Below are 17065 nucleotides of genomic sequence, written 5' to 3' on the forward strand. Positions count from 1 at the left end.
ATTACAGGTTAAATGAGATCGGATGCACTTCCACCGCCTGTGAGCCCTGATGTTGGCAGGCAGAGGTCAGACATTGAGATCGCTGACGAGCGTGGACCTGGTCAATCCAAGCTCCCTTGACAGTAGGCGGATCCTGCTCGTCGTCGAACACTCGTAGGTGATATGACTTTACCCGAGCGACTTGACCGCAAAGCGGGCGCTCACTCCTTTACGCAATGTTGCACCGCGATAGCTCATCTTTAGGCTTTCATCTACTCTGTGGTAGGTACTGGAAGAAAATGACAACTTAGTGAGACGAAAGTGGTCTCCTCAAGTTGTCATGTCCAAGGTCACCTCGGTGAGCTTCTGACAAGAGTAACGAGATCCTACAGCCGCTGCGGTATCGAGCAGGCCGAGAACATCATCGACAACAGCGCCCTGATGCGACAGCACGACACGGCCCCAGGGCTCACCGTCACCGAGGCTGTCACCACGAAGGATGCGCTCGCGCAGTTCGCTCCAGCGCCTCCAATGTCGGTCGAAGGCGCGTCGCCTGACAAGCCTGTTCCGCTGCGCCTGACCGCGAAGCGCGGAATCTCGATCCGTATCAATGAAGACGATCATCGGTCGATATCCGAGAATTCCTGCAAGGCTCACAATGAGTCGGCGACTCCATCGGCGGGTGCCCGGATCATGGATGACCAGCGGTCCGCCGCCCCTGTTGAGCATGAGCGCAAGCACGCGGAGATGGGCGATCGTGTGGAGAATCGGTCGAACAAGCGCGTACGGCAACCACGGCATCCACTGACGCAGCTGACGTCGCACGCCCTCCGGGTCCGCCGACCGCACCCGAGGCGATCGGCCCCGTAATACTCTGAGTGCTTCGGTCTTGCCTGCCCCGGGAACCCCGGCGATGACAACGAGAGGAGTGACCGCAGCACTGCCCGATGGGCCGCTTTCGCGCCCTTTGAAATTCCGGTCGAGTTCCTTAACGAACCCGTCGTCGCCTCTCGCAGCGGCTGCTGATCCCATGGTGACCTCTCCGAGTCAGATGATGAGAGTCAGCATAGAGGCGATTTCTTCGCCGTCACTGCGAAATCTCTCGGAGATTCACTCGCCGAGGTGGTCCTCCAGATCATCGAGGATCTGACCGGCCCCGGTCGGGCCGAGTCCGAGGAACCAGACATCGTCATTGACGCGGATGGCCTTGCTGTCCTTGACCGCGTCGAGACCCTTCCATTGGCTCGATTCGAGTGCCTTCTTCTCCCCGGTCGCCTCCGGATCGCCATAGCTGGTGTAGAAGACATAATCGCCGGCCGCCTGGTCGAGGTTCTCCGGAGAGATCTCGACGGCGAGCTCGTCGACGTCCTGGTTCTTCGGGCGCTTGAACCCGGCATCGTGGAGGATGACTCCGATGAGCGACTGGTTCGCATACAGACGGAGGCGATCAGGCATGAAACGCACGAGCGAGATCGTCGGGTCGCCGTCGACGGAGTCCTTGAGTTCTCCCGCCTCGCGAGCGTATTCCTCAAGCTCGTTCGTCGTCTCGTCTTCCATGCCCATCGCCTCACCGACGAGGCGGAAGTTCTCCTTCCACGGGAACCCGGGACGGATCGAGAACACCGTCGGAGCAATGGAGTCGAGTTCGTCATAGAGTTTGTCGGCACGCAGCTGGCTGCCGAGGATGAGGTCGGGTTCGAGAGAGGCGATCTTCTCGAGATCAAGCTCCTGAATCGTGCCGACCGTCTCGACTCCCTTGACCTGGTCTTCGAGATAGCTCGGCACCGGACTGGCGCCTTCGGTCGTCACCATGCCGACCGGTGTGATGCCCAGCGACAGGACATCGTCGAGCTCTCCCGTGTCGAGGACGACGACGCGCTCGGGCTTCTTTTCGATCTCCGTCGTGCCATTGGCATGCTTGACCGTCCGCGGGAAGACCCCGGCCTCGGCATCACTGCCGAGCTTCGCAGTCTCCTCATCAGCAGTGCCGAAGGCCTCGCCTCCTGTCGCAACATCCTTGTTGCCGGCGTCCCCGTCGGCGTCCTTGTCACCCTCGGCGGCACAGCCGACAGCGAGCAGGGCAATGGTCAGAGCAGAGGCGGCCACAGCAACCGCCCGATTCTTCAGAGTCGATTTCACGAAGATGAGCCTACCCTAAGTGGATACTTCGCTCGACACGCCACACCCTGCGCAAAATCTCACCACGAATGCAGCTTCCTGGGCCTACTTAGGTTAGGCTCATCTTCGCAAGCGAACATTCTCGAAAGGTCCCCTATGTCCCGCGTCAAACCCGGCAGCACACGCGTATTTGCCGCAGTCACCCTCGCCACCGCTCTCAGCCTCAGCGCCTGCGGCGGGTCCGGCTCTTCCGACTCCGGCAATGGCGACGCCGCCGCCGACGGTCAATGGCCCCTCACGATCACGGACGACGCCGGCCACGAAGTGACCATCGACGAGGCACCCGAATCGGTCGTCTCCACCTCGGTGACTCTCACCGGCAGCCTCCTCGCCGTCGACGCACCGGTCACTGCCTCCGGGGCCACCATGCCCAACTCCCCCGTTGCCGACGACCAGGGCTTCTTCACGCAGTGGAGCGACGTCGCGAAGGAGAAGGACGTCAAAGCCCTCTACCAGGGCGACCCCGATGTCGAGGCCGTGCTCGCCGAGGAACCCGACCTCATCGTGGTCTCGAAGACCGGCCAGGACTCGGCGAACGCCATCTACGATCAGCTCAACGACATCGCCCCGACCGTCGTCATCGACTACGGGGACAAGGACTGGCAGGAGGTCACTGCCAAGCTCGGTGAGATCACCGGCCACGAGGATGAGGCGAAGAAGGTCAACGACGAATTCGGTTCCCGCGCCGAGGAGGTGAAGTCCGCCATCGACGCCCCGAAGCAGCCGGTCACCGGCATGATCTTCAACGAGAAGGCCAAGGGCGGAGGATCCGGGGCCAGCGCGAACATCTGGACCCCGGAATCCGCTCAAGGCAAGCTCCTCCAGGAGGTCGGCTTCGAACTCGCCGAGGTCCCCGAAGGCACAGCCGGCCAAGGAGAAATGGGCAAACGCGCCGATATCGTCGAAGTCACCGGTGAGAACCTGTCGAAGGCCGTCACCGGCGAATCCGTGTTCCTGTTCAACGCGAACGAGAAGACAGCCGCGTCATATGCGAAGAACTCGCTGGTCGAGAGCACACCGGCGGTGAAGAACGATGCCGTCTACCCGATGGGCCTCGACTCATTCCGCCTCGATTACTACTCCGCCACGAACGTCCTCGACCGCATCGAGGACGAATTCGGCAAGTGATCACCTGAACCCGAAACGGACGGCCGGCAACGAAGATTCTTCTCGCTGCCGGCCGTCCGTTCTCTGCCTACGGAGCCCCGTCTTGGCGGCCCCGGCGGGGCCGCCTCGGCGAATCAGCCCTTGGCCGGGCGGGAGCTGATGATCTCCGCGCGCTCGTCGCGGTTGAATTGACGCAGCTGGGTCACATGGGACGGGTTGAGCTCGGAGACATCGGCGACCTGGAGCAGGCGCATGGTGCGCTCGACCTGCTCGCCGAGGATCTCGATCGTCCGGTCCACTCCTGCTCGACCGCCGGCCATGAGGCCGAAGAGGTAGGCGCGGCCGATGAGCGTGAAGTCCGCGCCCAGCGCCAACGACGCGACGATGTCGGCGCCGTTGCGGATTCCGGTGTCGATGATGATCTCCACGTCCTTGCCGATCTCGCGAGCCACCTCGGGGAGGAGTTCGAAGGGCACGGGCGCGCGATCGAGCTGGCGCCCGCCGTGGTTGGACAGGACGATCGAATCGACGCCGAGGTCGGCGAGCTTTTTCGCATCCTCGAGCGTCTGCACGCCCTTGACGGAGAATTTGCCGGGCCACATGGCGCGGATCTCGGCGAGGTCATCGAAGTTGATGGAGGGGTCCATCGCCGAATCGAGGAGCTCGCCGACGGTGCCGCCGGTCTCCGACAGGGACGCGAACTCGAGCTTCGGGGTGGTCAGGAAGTCCCACCACCACCAGGGACGAGGGATGGCGTTGAGGATCGTCTGCGGGGTCAGCTGCGGTGGAATCGAGAAGCCGTTGCGGGTATCGCGCAGTCGGGCACCGGCGACGGGGGCGTCGACGGTGAAGAAGAGAGTGTCGAACCCGGCGTTCTTCGCCCGCTCGACGAGGCCGTAGGAGATGTCGCGCTGCTTCATCACATAGAGCTGGAACCAATTTCGCCCATGCGGGTTGGTCTTCTTCACGTCCTCGATCGACGTCGTGCCCAACGTCGAGAGCGTGAACGGGATGCCGGCAGCTCCGGCGGCTCCGGCGCCGGCGGTCTCACCCTCGGTCTGCATGAGTCGGGTGAAGCCGGTCGGCGCGATGCCGAAGGGCATGGCCGAGCTGCCACCCATGATCTGGGTCGAGGTGTCGACGTTCGTGACGTCCTTGAGGATCGAGGGGTGGAACTCGATATCGCGGAAGGACTGGACCGAGCGCTCCATCGAGATCTCACCCTCGGCGGCCCCATCCGTGTAGTCGAACGCCGCGGCCGGGGTCCGGCGCTTCGCGATCTTGCGCAGGTCCTCGATCGTCAGCGCATTCTCCAAGCGGCGCTTCTTCGGGTCGAGTTCGAACTTCTTGAACTTCATCAGCTCGAAGATCTCGGCCGGCTGAGGAATCTGCCTCTTGACCATGTTTTTCGCTCCTTCTTAGGCGGTGGTTGAGAAGTGGGGGTGGCTGGTGCGGGTGGTCCGGTCGGCGTGACGGCGCCGAGCGGCCTCAGGAGCCGGGGACCATCCAGGACAGCACCGTCGACTGGAGTCCGACGAGCAGACACATGGCGACGAGCATGCCCAGGGACCAGCCGATGACGCGGCGGAGGATCGAGGCCTCCTTGCCGAGCAGACCGACGGCGGTGGCCGCGATGGTGAGGTTCTGCGGGCTGACCATCTTGCCGAGGACGCCGCCGGAGCTGTTGGCGCCGACGAGCAGCAGCGGGTTGAGCCCGGCCTCGTGTGCGGCGGTCTGCTGCAGGGTCGCGAACAGTGCGTTCGCCGAGGTGTCCGAACCGGTCACAGCAGTGCCCAGCCAGCCGAGGATCGGCGAGAGGAAGGCGAAGAAGGCTCCGGTGCCGGCGATCCAGGTTCCGATGGTGATCGTCTGGCCCGAGAGGTTCATGACATAGGCCAGCGCGAGAACGGAGCCGACGGTGAGGATCGAGAACTTCATCTTCACGACGTTGACGATGAAGACATCGACGGCGTCCTTCGCTGACATCTTGTACACGATCGCGACGATGATGCCGGAGATGAGCAGCAGGGTGCCCGGGGAAGACAGCCATTGGAAGTTGTAGACCGTGCTCGTCGAGACTTCGCCAGCGGCGTTGAGGATGTTCCCATCCAATCCGGGCCAGGGGATCTTCACATCGGTCGAGGCCAGCCAGTTGTTGAGTACCGGCACGAGTTTGGCCACGGAGAAGATGACGATGACGAGCAGATAGGGAAAGAGCGCGAGGAAGACGCGGGACCCGGTCAGCGGCGCGGTCTCCTTCTTCACATCGGTGGCAACGGCAGCAGAGGCACCGCCGGCATCGGGAGCATCGGCGCCTTCGTGTTCGCGCTCATCGGCCATGCGGTCGAGTGCGTCCTGACCGCCCTTCGGCTTCCAGAAGCGCAGCATGATGACGACGGCTGCGAGGCCGACGAGGGAGGCGATGATGTCGGTGAGTTCGACGGAGAGGAACGTGGCGGAGACCCACTGGGCGAGGCCGAAGGCGATGCCCACGACGAGGGCCAGCGGCCAGATCTGCTTCAGCCCGCGACGCCCGTCGACGAGCAGGACGAGGAAGAGCGGCACGACTGCGGCGAGGAACGGGGTCTGGTGACCGACCATGGCGCCGATGTCCTGGTAGTCGATTCCCGTCAGAGTGCCGGCGGTGATGATCGGGATGGCGATGGCGCCGAAGGCCACGGGGGCGGTGTTGGCAACGAGGACGACGACGGCAGCTCGCATAGCGGTGAAGCCGACGGCGACGAGCATGACACCGGTGATCGCCACCGGGGCGCCGAATCCGGCGAGCGCTTCGAGGAGGCCGCCGAAGCAGAAGGCGACGATGATGGCCTGAATGCGCGGGTCATCGGAGATGACGTTGATGACCAACCGCAGGTCCTCGAAGTGCCCCGAGCGCACGGTGAGCTCGTAGAGCCAGATCGCGGTGATGACGATCCACATGATCGGAAACAGTCCGAAGGCGAACCCCTGTGTCGCCGAGAGCGCGGCGAGTCCGACCGGCATTCCGTAGGCGGCGATCGCGACGATGAGAGCGACGCCGACGGCGGTCAGTCCGGCCCAGTGGGCCTTCCATTTGAGCGCGCCGAGGGTGACGAAGATCGTCAACAGCGGCAGGATCGCCAGCATGGACGTCCACAGCAGGCTGTCGGCCACCGGTGCGATTTCAGGTGTGTACATGGCTTCTCCAAATCGGCCGGGCCTGCCCACATCGGGTCCGTTCCCCTGTGAACGCGCTCCGAACTCGAACGATCAGAACTTTCAGTATGGCCTTTATGAGGTCAGACCATTAATCTGAGCATAGGACGAGGGTGTGATCTGCGTCAACTGTTTTCTTCCGGCGGCGGTTCCGGTCGCATCCCCACGAGCAGGACGACGAGCAACGAGAGGCATGACATGATGGCGCGGTGGAGACGACCATGAACGATGACACGAACGAGGTCCGCCCGGAACAGACCGGCAGCGCCGAGGCGGCCACCGGTCCCGAATGGAAACCCGTGAACCGGGCGAGCACCTATGAGCTCGTCATCGATGCCATCGAAGAGCAGATCATGACCGGCTCACTGGGCGTCGGAGATCCTCTGCCTGCCGAACGCGACCTGGCGACGAAGCTCGGCGTCAGTCGCGCCAGTGTGCGCGAAGCGCTGCGGGTGCTCGACAGCCTCGGCGTCGTTCGGTCATCTGGCGGGTCCGGTCGTGGTGCCGGCACGTTCATCGCCGCCATGCCCTCGGCCGCGCTCACTCGTTTCCTCCGCCTTCATGTTGCGCTCACGAACTTCAGCATCGATGACGTGACGGAGACGCGCATCCAGCTCGAACGCTCGAGCGCGATTCTCGCGGCGACCCGTGCCGATAAGGACGCACTGGCGGAGGTGAATGCGCAGCTGGCGATGATGGACACTCCCGGCATCAGTTTGGAGACCTTCAACGACGCAGACACCGCGTTCCACGTCGCCATCGCGCAGGCGGCTGGAAATCAGCTGTTCTCCGACCTCACCGGGGCCATCCGCACCTCTCTGCGGAAGTCGATCTTCTCCTCGTTCAGCCGCGTCGACGACCAGCAGGCGCTGATGGCGAAGCTGCAAGCCCAACACCACGGGATCATGGACGCCATCACCGCCGGTCGCGCCGAGGAGGCCGCGGCCCTGACCGAAGAGCACATCCGCTTCGCCGCCTCACGCTTACCCGGCCTCTCCGACACCTAACCCACCCCAATTGCTACCTGACGGCGGCCCAGCAACCTTGCGCGAGGTTGCTGGGCCGCCGTCAGGTAGTAATTAAGGGGTTTACTGGTCGTCGGAACGTTGGGCCACCTCGGCGGTTTCCGCTTCGATCCGCGCTTGGTTCTCGGCCCGTTTCTTGGCGCGCTTCTCCTCCTTATGTGCTGCCCGGACCTCTTTGCGCCGTTCGACGAGGAGGTAGAGAGCGGGGACGAGGATGAGCGTGAGCACCGTCGACGAGGTGAGCCCGCCGATGACGACGATCGCCAGGGGCTGCGAGATGAACACTCCCCCACCGGTCAGCCCCAGCGACATCGGCACGAGGGCGAAGATCGTCGCGGCCGCGGTCATGAGGATCGGGCGCAGGCGCAGTCGGGTGCCGTGGACGATCGCGTCCATGAGGTCGAGTCCGTCCTCCCGCAGCTTGTTGATGAGGTCGATGAGCACGATCGCGTTCGTCACGACGATGCCGATGAGCATGAGCAGACCGATGAGTGAGGGAATGCCCAAGGGTGTGCCGGTCGCCAGCAAGAGCAGCACGGCTCCGGTCGCTGCGAACGGAATCGACACCAGCAGGATGAGCGGCTGGACGAAGCTGCGGAACGTCGCGATCATCACGAGGAACACGAGCACGATCGCCACGGCCATCGCCATACCGAGCTGACCGAAGGATTCCGCCTGCTCCTGGCTGGCACCGCCGACGTCGAAACTGACTCCGTCGGGCAGATCCATGGTCGCGGTCAGATCGGTGGCCGCAGCGGTGACCGTTTCGAGCTGACCGCTGGACGGAGTTGCGAACACGGTGACCTTCCGGTCTCCGTCGGCACGGTCGATCGTCGCCGGGGTCTCGGTCTTCTTCACCTCCGCGATCTCGTCGACGGTGATCGGCTCACCCTTGATGTCGGGGATGGCGGCCTGCTCATCGGCAAGCGCCTCTTCCTCCTCCTGGCTCTGCTCCTGTTCACGCTGGCCGTCGACGAGGTCGTCGATGGCGTCGTTGGCTTCCTTCAGTCCCTTCTCTGCTTGTTCGACGCCTTCGCGGGCCTGTTCCACCTGGTCGGCAGCCATGTCGCCCGGGCTCGGAGCCGGCGGCGGATTCTCGGCATCGCGCAGGGCCTTGCGGGCCTGTTCGAGCTGGTCGGCCGCGTTGTCACGAGCTTCACGGGCGGACTTGAGCTGCTCGGCCGATTCGTCAGCGGCCTTGCGCTTGGCCTCCTCGGCGCGGGCATCGGTCTTCTCCTCGACCCGATCGGTCGCATCCTCCTGGGCGTTCTGCGTCTGCACCTCGGTGACGGGCAGTTCGAGAGCACGGATCTCGTCCGGGGTCGCATCCGGATGAGTCGGAGCGAGGGTGATGTCGCGCTCCTGGCCATTGAGGGTGATGGTGCCGGCCTCGACACCATGGAGTGCGGAGGCGATGGCCTGCCCGACCTCAGCCTGGCTGAATCCGTAGTCGGCGGCTTTCTCCCGATCGACGTCGACCTCGATGACCGGCTGATCGGCGGCGAGGTCGTTGCGGGCGGACTGGACGCCGTCGGTGTCCGCCATCTTCTTCGTCACCTCGCCGGCAGCCTTTCGCAGCGCACCCAGGTCGGTGCCCGAAAGGGTGACCTCGACGTCCTCGCTGACGGAGCCGCCGGCGTCCTGGACGTCGATCTCGCCCGCGTCCTTCCCGAGATCGTCGAGTTGGGTGCGGAGGCGGTTCGTCGCGACCTCGGCCTCGGAGTCTTCGGCCAGGGTGACGTTGAACTGGTTCTCCGCTCCGGATTCCGGGCCGTTGACCGTCGTCGAGTAGGTGTCGACGTCCGGATCATCGCCGAGCACGGCTTCCACGCGCTTCGCGGCCTTGTCACCGGCTTCGAGCGAAGCGCCGGCGGGGAGGGTCTGCGTGATGTACACGGAGTTCTGCCCGGCCGATCCGAGCAGGTCCGTCTTGAGGAAGGTCGCGCACATCATTGTGACAACGAAGATGACGACGGAGAAGGCGATGGTCCTCCAGGGGTGGTGCAGGGCCGAGATGATCGCCGGCAGGCTGCGCTGCTGGAGGCGATCGACTCGGCCGGAGGCCTCACCGTTTCCGGGTGCGGGAGCGACGACGGGTTCGACGGTCGCGTCCGGCAGCGGGTCCTTGCCCTTGGCCGCGCGTTTGGCGTTCTTCTTCTCGATCGCCTTCTGGCGGCGTTCGGCACGGGCCACCGAGCGGCGGTGCTGCTTGGCCGCCCACAGCTCATAGCTGCGGTCGGTGGCGGCTTGCCGTTTGGGCGAGAGCGGTTTGGGGCTGCGGCGCAGGACCCAGTAGCTGAACACGGGGACGATCGTCAGCGCCACGACGAGGGAGGCCAGCAGTGCCAAGGACACGGTGACGGAGAAGGGCCGGAACAGCTGTCCGGCGATGCCGTCGACGAACGCGATGGGCAGGAACACGGCGACGGTGGTCAGGGTCGAGGCAGTGATGGCACCGGCGACCTGTTTGACGCTGGCGACGATGTCTTCGACCGTCAGGTCGCTCGTGCCCTGGCGTCTCCGGATATTCTCGATGACGACGATGGAGTCGTCGACGACGCGGCCGACGGCGATCGTCAGGGCACCCAAGGTGAGGATGTTGAGCGTGTAGTCGCCGGCCATGAGGCCGATCATCGCGATGAGCAGCGACATCGGGATCGAGATCGCGGCGACGATGGTCGAACGGAACGAGCCGAGGAAGGCGAGGATGACGAGGATCGCGAAGATCAGGCCGAGTCCGCCTTCGACGGAAAGGTCGTGGATCGACTTCTCGATCTCCGGAGCCTGATCGAAGATCGTCGAGAATTCCGTGTCCTCGCCGAGCTTCGGACCGATCTTGTCGAGAGTGTCGGCGACTTTGTGGGAGACGTCGACGACATTGGCGTCCTGGTCTTTGGTCACCGACACGGTCACGGAGTCCTTGCCGCCGGCACGGGACAGGGAGGTCTTCTCGACCGAGTCGAGGTCGACGTCGGCGACCTCACCCAGCAGCACGGTGCCGTCCGCGGTGCGCAGTGGCGTCTTCTCGATCTGTTCGACGGCGTCGACCTCGGTGCCGACCTCGACGGCCATCGACGTGTCGCCCTGTGAGCTCTGGCCAGCGGGAACGACGGTGCCGGCGGCTTCGAGCTCATCGGGTACGGAGGATTCGACGACGTTCTTCTCCGCCACATCCTCGGGGCGGAAGGTGATGGAGACTCGCTGCTCGTCCTGGCCGCTGACCTCGACGTTCGAAACACCGTCGAGAGCGCGGAGTTCGGGGACGAGGTCGGTCTCGAGACGGTCGCCGAGGGTGGCGGAGTCCCCGCCGGAGACGGCGAACATCGTCACCGGGACCTCATCCATCTGATACGACAGCACCTCGGCTTCGGCATCGGCGGGCAGGTCGGACTTCACACCGTCGACGGCCGAGCGGACGGCGTCGGTCATCGCTTCGGAGTCCTTGCCGAACGGCCAAGTCACTTCGGCGGTCATCATCCCCGACGAGGTGGAAGTGGTCACCGATTCGAGCTCTCCGACCCCGTCGAGCGCGGTCTCGAGAGGCTTGGTCACGGTCTCCTCGATCACCTCCGGTGAGGCGCCGGGGACGGTGGCCTGCACCGAAGTGCCGGGCAGGTCGACCGAGGGCATCGTCTCCTGGTTGAGCGAGGTGGTCGCGACGATGCCGAAGACGGCGATCACGAGGGTGAGCAATCCGACGATGAGGCGGTTCTTCAGACTCATCCGGGTGATCAGGTGCACGGGGTTCCTCCGGGTTCGGGGGTGTGAGCAGGGCGCTCCAGTCAGTCTTCCAAGCGGATCGCCTCAGCGGATCGCCCAAAAGTAGGCACGGTGTCCCCCAAAAGGATGATTTCTCACTGCTGTTCCCGGCAGGTCGATCACGGCCGTTCGGTGGGGCACGCTTCGACCCTAGAAGCGGTCGCGGGTGTCCGGCACGGGAGTTGACCTCCAGACCACCCTCAGGAAACACGGAAGAAAACCGGAGGATCCTCTTCTCTTACTACCTGACGGCGGCCCAGCAACCTGGCGCGAGGTTGCTGGGCCGCCGTCAGGTAGCAATTAGGTGTGGAGGCGGACGTGGTGGAGGAGGCGTTCGGAGCGGTCACTGTCTGATGCCGCGACATCCAGGCCTCCGGCGGCGTCGACGTTGAGGGCGGCGGTCAGAGTGGCTTCGGCCGCCTCGGTGTCGAAGTCCTCTCCGATGGCGACGAGGACGCTGTCGGCATCCTGCCGATCACCATTCCCCGCGCTTAAGGACGGCGTCTTCGGGACAGGTCGGGCCGCCTCCGCGACGTAGACGTTCGGACCCACAGCCTGCACATCGAAGCTGCGCCTGCGAGATCCCACAGCCGCGAGCACGGTGCCCTTCACGCGGTACACCCCGGGCGGGAGGTCTTCGACGAAATCCATCACCGCATCCGGATCGACAGGGCCGCTGCCGGTGACGGTCACGGACTGGGCGTGGCGGTGTGGCATGGATTCCGCATCGACCTCGTCGTCACCGATCTCGTCGACCGCCGCCTCGGCGTAGGCCTGACGCAGCAGTTCCCGGATCGGCAACTCAGGTTGGATCGGGTCATCACCGGCGTCGGAGCCGCCTCGGCGAAGGTCCTGCTCACCTTCGCCCGGATCGAATATGAGTGTGGGGTCGAGGCGGGCGTGGTGGGTGCCGATGACGATGACGCGCGGATTGCGTTCGTGGACGCGGGCGCGCACGGCCTCGACCGTGGTCCCACGGTCGGCCACCGGCACCTGGTCGAGCTTGTTGACCAGCACCAATGTCGTCGCGGCGAAACGCAGGGGCGGCAGGCTCGAGGTATCGATGGTGTCGAAGTACATGGTGGCGTCGACGACGTCGATGACCCCGCCGAGGTGGAATCGGTGGTGGCCCATGCGCGTGATCATGCGGGCCAGGGTCAGGGGCTCGGCGAATCCGCTGGCCTCGACGATGATTGCGTCGAGGCGCAGCTTGGGGTTCGTCATCGCCACGAGCGCGTCTTCGAGCTCGGAGTCATCGGTCAGGCAGCACACGCATCCGCCCGAGATCGACAGCGGTTCGTCGACCTGGCCGACGACGAGTCCGGCGTCGATGTTGAGGTCGCCGAAGTCGTTGACGATGACGCCGATGCGGGCGTCAGGGTGGCGCAGGAGGTGGTTGAGCAGGCTCGTCTTTCCGGCACCGAGGTAGCCGGTGAGCAGGATGACCGGGATCGCCGGTCTGCGGGTGGGGCCGCTCATTGCGCCTCCTCGGTGGTCGTGCTCGCTTTTCGTGCTCGGTGGCTCGACAGCGCGGGTTCCGCTGTGCGCGAGGGCCCCGTTCTCGGTACGGGGTCAATCGTAGAGGTGTGGGTGAACCGCCCGTTAATGGTAACGTGTTTCATTATTTCTCTCGCATATGCGCGTTCATGCATATGCCCCTGTGACGTCGACGATGAGTTCGACAGAGACGATAAGGGAGGACTCCCATGGCAGCTCCGCAGAAGAAGACGCGCAGCACCGCACAGAAGGCGCTCATCCGCTCTGCCCTTGAGACCGAGACCCGCTTCGTCTCCGCCAAACAGCTCCACCGCCGCCTCGAAGACGAAGGGGCCAGCGTCGGCCTCGCCACCGTCTACCGGCAGCTCAATGCGCTTGCACGCGGCGGCGATGCCGATACGATCACCATCGCCGAGACCCAGCTCTTCCGCGCCTGCGCGCAGACCGAGCACCATCACCATCTCGTCTGCGAGCGCTGCGGCACCGCCGTTGAGATCGACCCGCCGAGTGAGGACTGGATGCGTCAGATTGCGGCATCGAACGGCTTCGAGATCACACACCACGTCTTCGAGATCTTCGGCCTGTGCGCCGAATGTCGGGCGTCCGGCTGAGCGCAGCCGGAGCACCGCCCCGGCGTCAGACTAAGACCGCTGGCGTCATCCGCGGTGCGCGGAGTCCCATGCGGGGAACTCGTCGTGATACTCCAGCCAGGCCATCGGACCCGCCAGAAGCTCAGCATCGGTGAGGACGGCGCGGTCGAGCGCTTCACACAGCCCCGCCTCGTCGAGGTCGAAGCCGATGAAGGCGAGATCCTGACCGAGCGCCAACAGCTCTGCACCGGGCAGCGGATCAGCGGTCAGCGGTGAGAACGTCAGCAGCGTGCCTGCCTGATCCCAATGCGCGGTCACATAGGGTCGGGAGGCAAGCTTCGCGAAGCCGGCCGAACGGACGATTCGCCCCCAGCAGCCTTCGCCGAGAGCCGCACTCAGCACTGCCTGCAGTCGCTGCGGGTGGAAGGGTCGCGCTTGTTCGAAACGGCAGGCGCGGACACCTCCCGACCGAGCCGGGGGCCGAAACTCCGAGTTGAGTATCGCCGTCCACCCCGCGGCGGGAGGTCGGTGCCCGAACTGCCAGCACACCGGCTCATGCACCGCGCCGTCGCGCAGGAGAAAGCGCTCGGCCTCCGGTGCCAGGTGCGCGATCAGCCCGATGGCCGCCTCGGCCCCGGCCGAGGCGGCAGCATCGGGCGCCAGCAGAGCAAGTGTCGAGGCGAATTCGATCTGCGCAACCAGGGCTCCGGCGCGCGCTTCCGAATCGAGATCGCTGCGCAGGCAGGCAAGGTCGAGCACGCAGACGAGGTCGGTGAGCACGGCTCGCGTGTCGGGAGCACTCAGAGCACCGATGATCTCCGCACAATCCGCGTCCTCCCCGTATTCGAGGACGAACCCGTGCACCCCGGATGTCATTCCGACCAGATCGACGAGGCGGTCGATCGCCTCGATGCCCTGTTCCGTCTGCTCCGCGGGCACGAAGACAAAACCGCGATCCCTGGCCAGACCCATCGCATAGCGCCTGCGCTCAGCCGCGCAGAGTCCGACGACGGCGATCGCTTCGATTCCGTCGACGATGGGACTCCGGCCGCGTTCGTCTGATCCCTGCATTCGCTTCCCTTCGCTGGAGAACATAGTATTATCTCTAATGATACTCATTCTCACTAAGGAGTCGCGTCCATGAAGGTTCGTCGTTCGCTGCGTTCGCTGAAGTCACTGCCCGGTTCGCAGGTGGTCCGCCGCCGCGGCCGCGTCTACGTCATCAACAAGAAGAATCCTCGATTCAAGGCCCGTCAGGGCTGAGCCGGGTTCGAATCGCTTCGAGCTCGGCTGCAGTGTCGAAGTCGCTCACTACCTCCGGGTCCACAGCGACCGCGACCGGCTCGAGTCCCGCGAAGAGCAGCTTCACCGCCCCATCCGTCGGGTCGCCGATCTCCGTGAGACGTGCACGCAGCAGCCGAGTCGGCCAGGCCGCGCAGAGGAACTGCGTCTTTCCCCGATCGTCGGCGCCCGTGGCCGGACGTCCGGTGGCACGACACGCAGAGATGAGCTCACCGAGGTGGCCCGCCGTGATCAGCGGCATGTCCCCGGCCAGGACAAGGGTGACATCGGCCGTCTCGGGCGGGAATTCCGCCTCAGTCGGCATAGCCGCAACCGCGGCCGCGATCCCGGCCAACGGGCCCGCGAACTCGGGTTCTTCCCGCACGACGCGGACGCTTTTCTGCTCCGCTTCCGAGAGCCCGTCTGCGGGTCCGGCCACCCACACCTCGGCGTCGGCTGCCGCACCGCGGATGCTCTGCAGGATCCGGGAGATCGTCGACCGTCCGCCGACCTCGACGCCGGGTTTGTGAACGCCGTCGAAGCGTCGCGAACGACCGCCGGTGAGAATGATCGCGTTGACCGTCATGCCTCGATCGTACAGACCGCGAATACCGCTCTCAGTGCCCGGCAAACAACGAAATCCGCAGCCCATCCTCGGCGAATCGGCGCTACTCTGGGCAGGAACACACCCACATCGCGCACGCACCGTCGAGTGCCCGGAGGAAGATCATGTCGAAGTTCGATGTCGTCGAAGCGTCCATCGCCGATCTGCGAGTCGCCCTCGAGGACGGCCGCACCACCTCGGTGGAGCTCGTCGAGGCCTATCAGGACCGGATCGCCGCGTTCGACGGTCCCGACACCGACACGAAACTCAACTCCGTGATCGTGAAGAACCCGCAAGCCCTCGCCGAGGCGGCCGCCTCCGACGAACGACGTGCAGCCGGTGAGACTCTCGGCCCCCTCGACGGAATTCCGTACACCGCGAAGGACAGCTATATGGTCGCGGGCCTCACCGTGGCCTCCGGGTCTCCGGCCTTCGCCGACCTCGTGGCGCAGAAAGATGCGTTCACGATCGAACGGCTGCGCGCCGGCGGCGCCATCTGCTTGGGCCTGACGAACATGCCGCCGATGGCCAACGGCGGCATGCAGCGCGGACTCTATGGTCGGGCCGAAAGCCCCTACAACGCCGACTGGCTGACCAGCGCCTTCGCCTCCGGTTCCTCGAACGGATCGGGCACGGCCACGACGGCGAGCTTCGCAGCATTCGGCCTCGGCGAGGAGACCTGGTCATCGGGTCGTGCACCGGCGTCGCACAATGCGCTCATCGCCTACACACCCTCGCGCGGGGTCATCAGCGTGCGCGGAAACTGGCCGCTCGTGCCCACGATGGACGTCGTCGTCCCTCACACTCGCACGATGGCCGATCTGGCGGAGGTTCTCGACGTCATCGTCGCTGATGACGAACAGACTCGCGGGGACTTCTGGCGCGTCCAACCGTGGGTGGATATCCCGAAGGCGAGCGCGGTGCGCCCGGACTCCTATGCCGCACTGCTGCCGGAATCCGTCGCGGCGGCACAGGCAGTGCTGGCCGGCAAACGCCTCGGCGTGCCGCGGATGTACATCAATGCCGATGACGAGGCCGGGACGAACCCGGACGGCGGTATCGGCGGGCCCACGGGACAGCGAGTCGAGACGCGCGCCTCGGTGATCGAGGCCTGGCAGGCGGCGCGAGCCGATCTCGAATCCGCAGGCGCCGAGGTCGTCGAGACCGACTTCCCGGTCGTGAGCAAATACGAGGGCGACCGGCCCGGTGCGCCGACGATCGCGACGCGGGGGCTCGTCACCGCCGCCTACCTCGACCGGGAGATCAACGACCTCTCGTCGTGGGGATGGGATGACTTCCTCGCCGCGAACGGCGACCCCAAACTGAACACCCTCGCCGAGGTGGAGGGAGCCTTGATCTTCCCCCACCCACCCGGTGCGCTGCCGGATCGCTACGTCGGGTTCGACGATGACATCGCAACCTACCCGGAGCAGGTGCGCACGAATCGCTACGCCTCGGTCACGGAGATCCCGGAGCTCGAATCCGGTGTGCGCGGGCTCGAGGAGACCCGCCGGGTCGACCTCGAGGAATGGATGGACGAGCGGGGCCTCGATGCGGTGATCTTCCCGGCGATGGCCGATGTGGGACCATCGGACATGGACGTCAATGAAGCTTCCGCGGACCTGGGATGGCGCAACGGCACGTGGGTGGCCAACGGCAACCTCGTGCCCAGGCATCTGGGCATTCCCTCGGTGACGGTGCCGATGGGCACCATGTCCGATACCGGGATTCCCGTGGGCCTGACGATCGCCGGACGAGGCTGGGACGATTCTGCGCTCATCGAGATCGCCGCAGCGTTCGAGGCGACCGGCGACCGTCGCCAGGTGCCGCCGCGGACTCCGCGGCTGTAG

The 17065-nt window shown here is 65.2% G+C and carries 13 protein-coding genes; 5 read left to right on the forward strand and 8 right to left on the reverse strand.

The features are described from left to right. Nucleotides 1-309: 309 nt before the first annotated feature. Both AC239G_RS16670 and AC239G_RS16675 read right to left on the reverse strand, forming a co-directional pair. Nucleotides 310-1011 (reverse strand): AAA family ATPase, encoded by a 702-nt coding sequence (locus tag AC239G_RS16670; protein WP_487489340.1) that lies wholly within the window; start codon nt 1009-1011, stop codon nt 310-312. 78 nt (nt 1012-1089) lie between these two features. Next, entirely contained in the window at nt 1090-2118 is a 1029-nt protein-coding gene (locus AC239G_RS16675; RefSeq protein WP_487489341.1) for an ABC transporter substrate-binding protein, read from the reverse strand. Between the two features lie 135 nt (nt 2119-2253). Here AC239G_RS16675 and fepB point away from each other — a divergent pair, with 135 nt between their 5' ends. After that, nucleotides 2254-3285 carry a Fe2+-enterobactin ABC transporter substrate-binding protein gene (gene fepB, locus AC239G_RS16680; protein ID WP_482400829.1) on the forward strand — a complete coding sequence of 344 codons (1032 nt, stop codon included), beginning with the start codon at nt 2254-2256 and terminating at the stop codon, nt 3283-3285. A gap of 113 nt (nt 3286-3398) precedes the next feature. Here fepB and AC239G_RS16685 read toward each other — a convergent pair whose 3' ends face one another. After that, complete coding sequence (locus AC239G_RS16685; RefSeq protein ID WP_062241048.1) at nt 3399-4667, reverse strand: alpha-hydroxy acid oxidase; 1269 nt, start codon at nt 4665-4667, stop codon at nt 3399-3401. Nucleotides 4668-4752: 85 nt separating this feature from the next. After that, nucleotides 4753-6441: an L-lactate permease gene (locus AC239G_RS16690; protein ID WP_259357297.1), complete on the reverse strand. Its 1689-nt coding sequence runs from the start codon at nt 6439-6441 to the stop codon at nt 4753-4755. A 239-nt stretch (nt 6442-6680) separates the two neighbouring features. Here AC239G_RS16690 and AC239G_RS16695 point away from each other — a divergent pair, with 239 nt between their 5' ends. Beyond that, on the forward strand, nt 6681-7466 hold the full coding sequence (locus AC239G_RS16695; protein ID WP_482400830.1) for a FadR/GntR family transcriptional regulator: 786 nt from the start codon (nt 6681-6683) through the stop codon (nt 7464-7466). A gap of 81 nt (nt 7467-7547) precedes the next feature. On the opposite strand, the gene AC239G_RS16700 is transcribed toward AC239G_RS16695, so the two are convergent. Both AC239G_RS16700 and AC239G_RS16705 read right to left on the reverse strand, forming a co-directional pair. Beyond that, nucleotides 7548-11207, reverse strand: a complete 3660-nt coding sequence (locus tag AC239G_RS16700) for an efflux RND transporter permease subunit (RefSeq protein WP_487490124.1) — start codon at nt 11205-11207, stop codon at nt 7548-7550. Nucleotides 11208-11543: 336 nt separating this feature from the next. Further along, nucleotides 11544-12722: a CobW family GTP-binding protein gene (locus tag AC239G_RS16705; protein WP_487489342.1), complete on the reverse strand. Its 1179-nt coding sequence runs from the start codon at nt 12720-12722 to the stop codon at nt 11544-11546. 227 nt (nt 12723-12949) lie between these two features. Here AC239G_RS16705 and AC239G_RS16710 point away from each other — a divergent pair, with 227 nt between their 5' ends. Beyond that, nucleotides 12950-13351, forward strand: coding sequence for a Fur family transcriptional regulator (locus AC239G_RS16710; protein ID WP_139467918.1), 402 nt, complete (start codon nt 12950-12952; stop codon nt 13349-13351). 45 nt (nt 13352-13396) lie between these two features. Here the strand turns inward: AC239G_RS16710 and AC239G_RS16715 are convergent, their stop codons facing one another. Next, nucleotides 13397-14401: a GTP-binding protein gene (locus AC239G_RS16715; protein ID WP_180345559.1), complete on the reverse strand. Its 1005-nt coding sequence runs from the start codon at nt 14399-14401 to the stop codon at nt 13397-13399. A 69-nt stretch (nt 14402-14470) separates the two neighbouring features. Here AC239G_RS16715 and ykgO point away from each other — a divergent pair, with 69 nt between their 5' ends. Continuing rightward, a complete protein-coding gene (gene ykgO / locus AC239G_RS16720) occupies nt 14471-14593 on the forward strand; it encodes a type B 50S ribosomal protein L36 (RefSeq protein ID WP_139467916.1) in 123 nt (40 codons plus the stop codon). On the opposite strand, the gene mobA is transcribed toward ykgO, so the two are convergent. Beyond that, a complete protein-coding gene (gene mobA, locus AC239G_RS16725) occupies nt 14574-15197 on the reverse strand; it encodes a molybdenum cofactor guanylyltransferase (protein WP_139467915.1) in 624 nt (207 codons plus the stop codon). The two genes, ykgO and mobA, sit on opposite strands and share 20 nt — an antisense overlap. A gap of 143 nt (nt 15198-15340) precedes the next feature. On the opposite strand from mobA, the gene AC239G_RS16730 reads away from it, so the two are divergent. Next, the gene (locus AC239G_RS16730; protein WP_181272225.1) at nt 15341-17065 is read left to right on the forward strand and encodes an amidase; all 1725 of its coding nucleotides are present in this window, start codon (nt 15341-15343) and stop codon (nt 17063-17065) included.

Source organism: Brevibacterium sp. Lmc1 (assembly GCF_057654315.1).

Bases quoted from the DNA above. Each gene is read 5' to 3' on its own strand.
- AC239G_RS16730 (WP_181272225.1), top strand. From the start codon at position 15,341: ATGTCGAAGTTCGATGTCGTCGAAGCGTCCATCGCCGATCTGCGAGTC.
- ykgO (WP_139467916.1), top strand. From the start codon at position 14,471: ATGAAGGTTCGTCGTTCGCTGCGTTCGCTGAAGTCACTGCCCGGTTCG.
- fepB (WP_482400829.1), top strand. From the start codon at position 2,254: ATGTCCCGCGTCAAACCCGGCAGCACACGCGTATTTGCCGCAGTCACC.
- mobA (WP_139467915.1), bottom strand. From the start codon at position 15,197: ATGACGGTCAACGCGATCATTCTCACCGGCGGTCGTTCGCGACGCTTC.
- AC239G_RS16715 (WP_180345559.1), bottom strand. From the start codon at position 14,401: ATGCAGGGATCAGACGAACGCGGCCGGAGTCCCATCGTCGACGGAATC.
- AC239G_RS16695 (WP_482400830.1), top strand. From the start codon at position 6,681: ATGAACGATGACACGAACGAGGTCCGCCCGGAACAGACCGGCAGCGCC.
- AC239G_RS16705 (WP_487489342.1), bottom strand. From the start codon at position 12,722: ATGAGCGGCCCCACCCGCAGACCGGCGATCCCGGTCATCCTGCTCACC.
- AC239G_RS16700 (WP_487490124.1), bottom strand. From the start codon at position 11,207: ATGAGTCTGAAGAACCGCCTCATCGTCGGATTGCTCACCCTCGTGATC.
- AC239G_RS16690 (WP_259357297.1), bottom strand. From the start codon at position 6,441: ATGTACACACCTGAAATCGCACCGGTGGCCGACAGCCTGCTGTGGACG.
- AC239G_RS16710 (WP_139467918.1), top strand. From the start codon at position 12,950: ATGGCAGCTCCGCAGAAGAAGACGCGCAGCACCGCACAGAAGGCGCTC.
- AC239G_RS16670 (WP_487489340.1), bottom strand. From the start codon at position 1,011: ATGGGATCAGCAGCCGCTGCGAGAGGCGACGACGGGTTCGTTAAGGAA.
- AC239G_RS16685 (WP_062241048.1), bottom strand. From the start codon at position 4,667: ATGGTCAAGAGGCAGATTCCTCAGCCGGCCGAGATCTTCGAGCTGATG.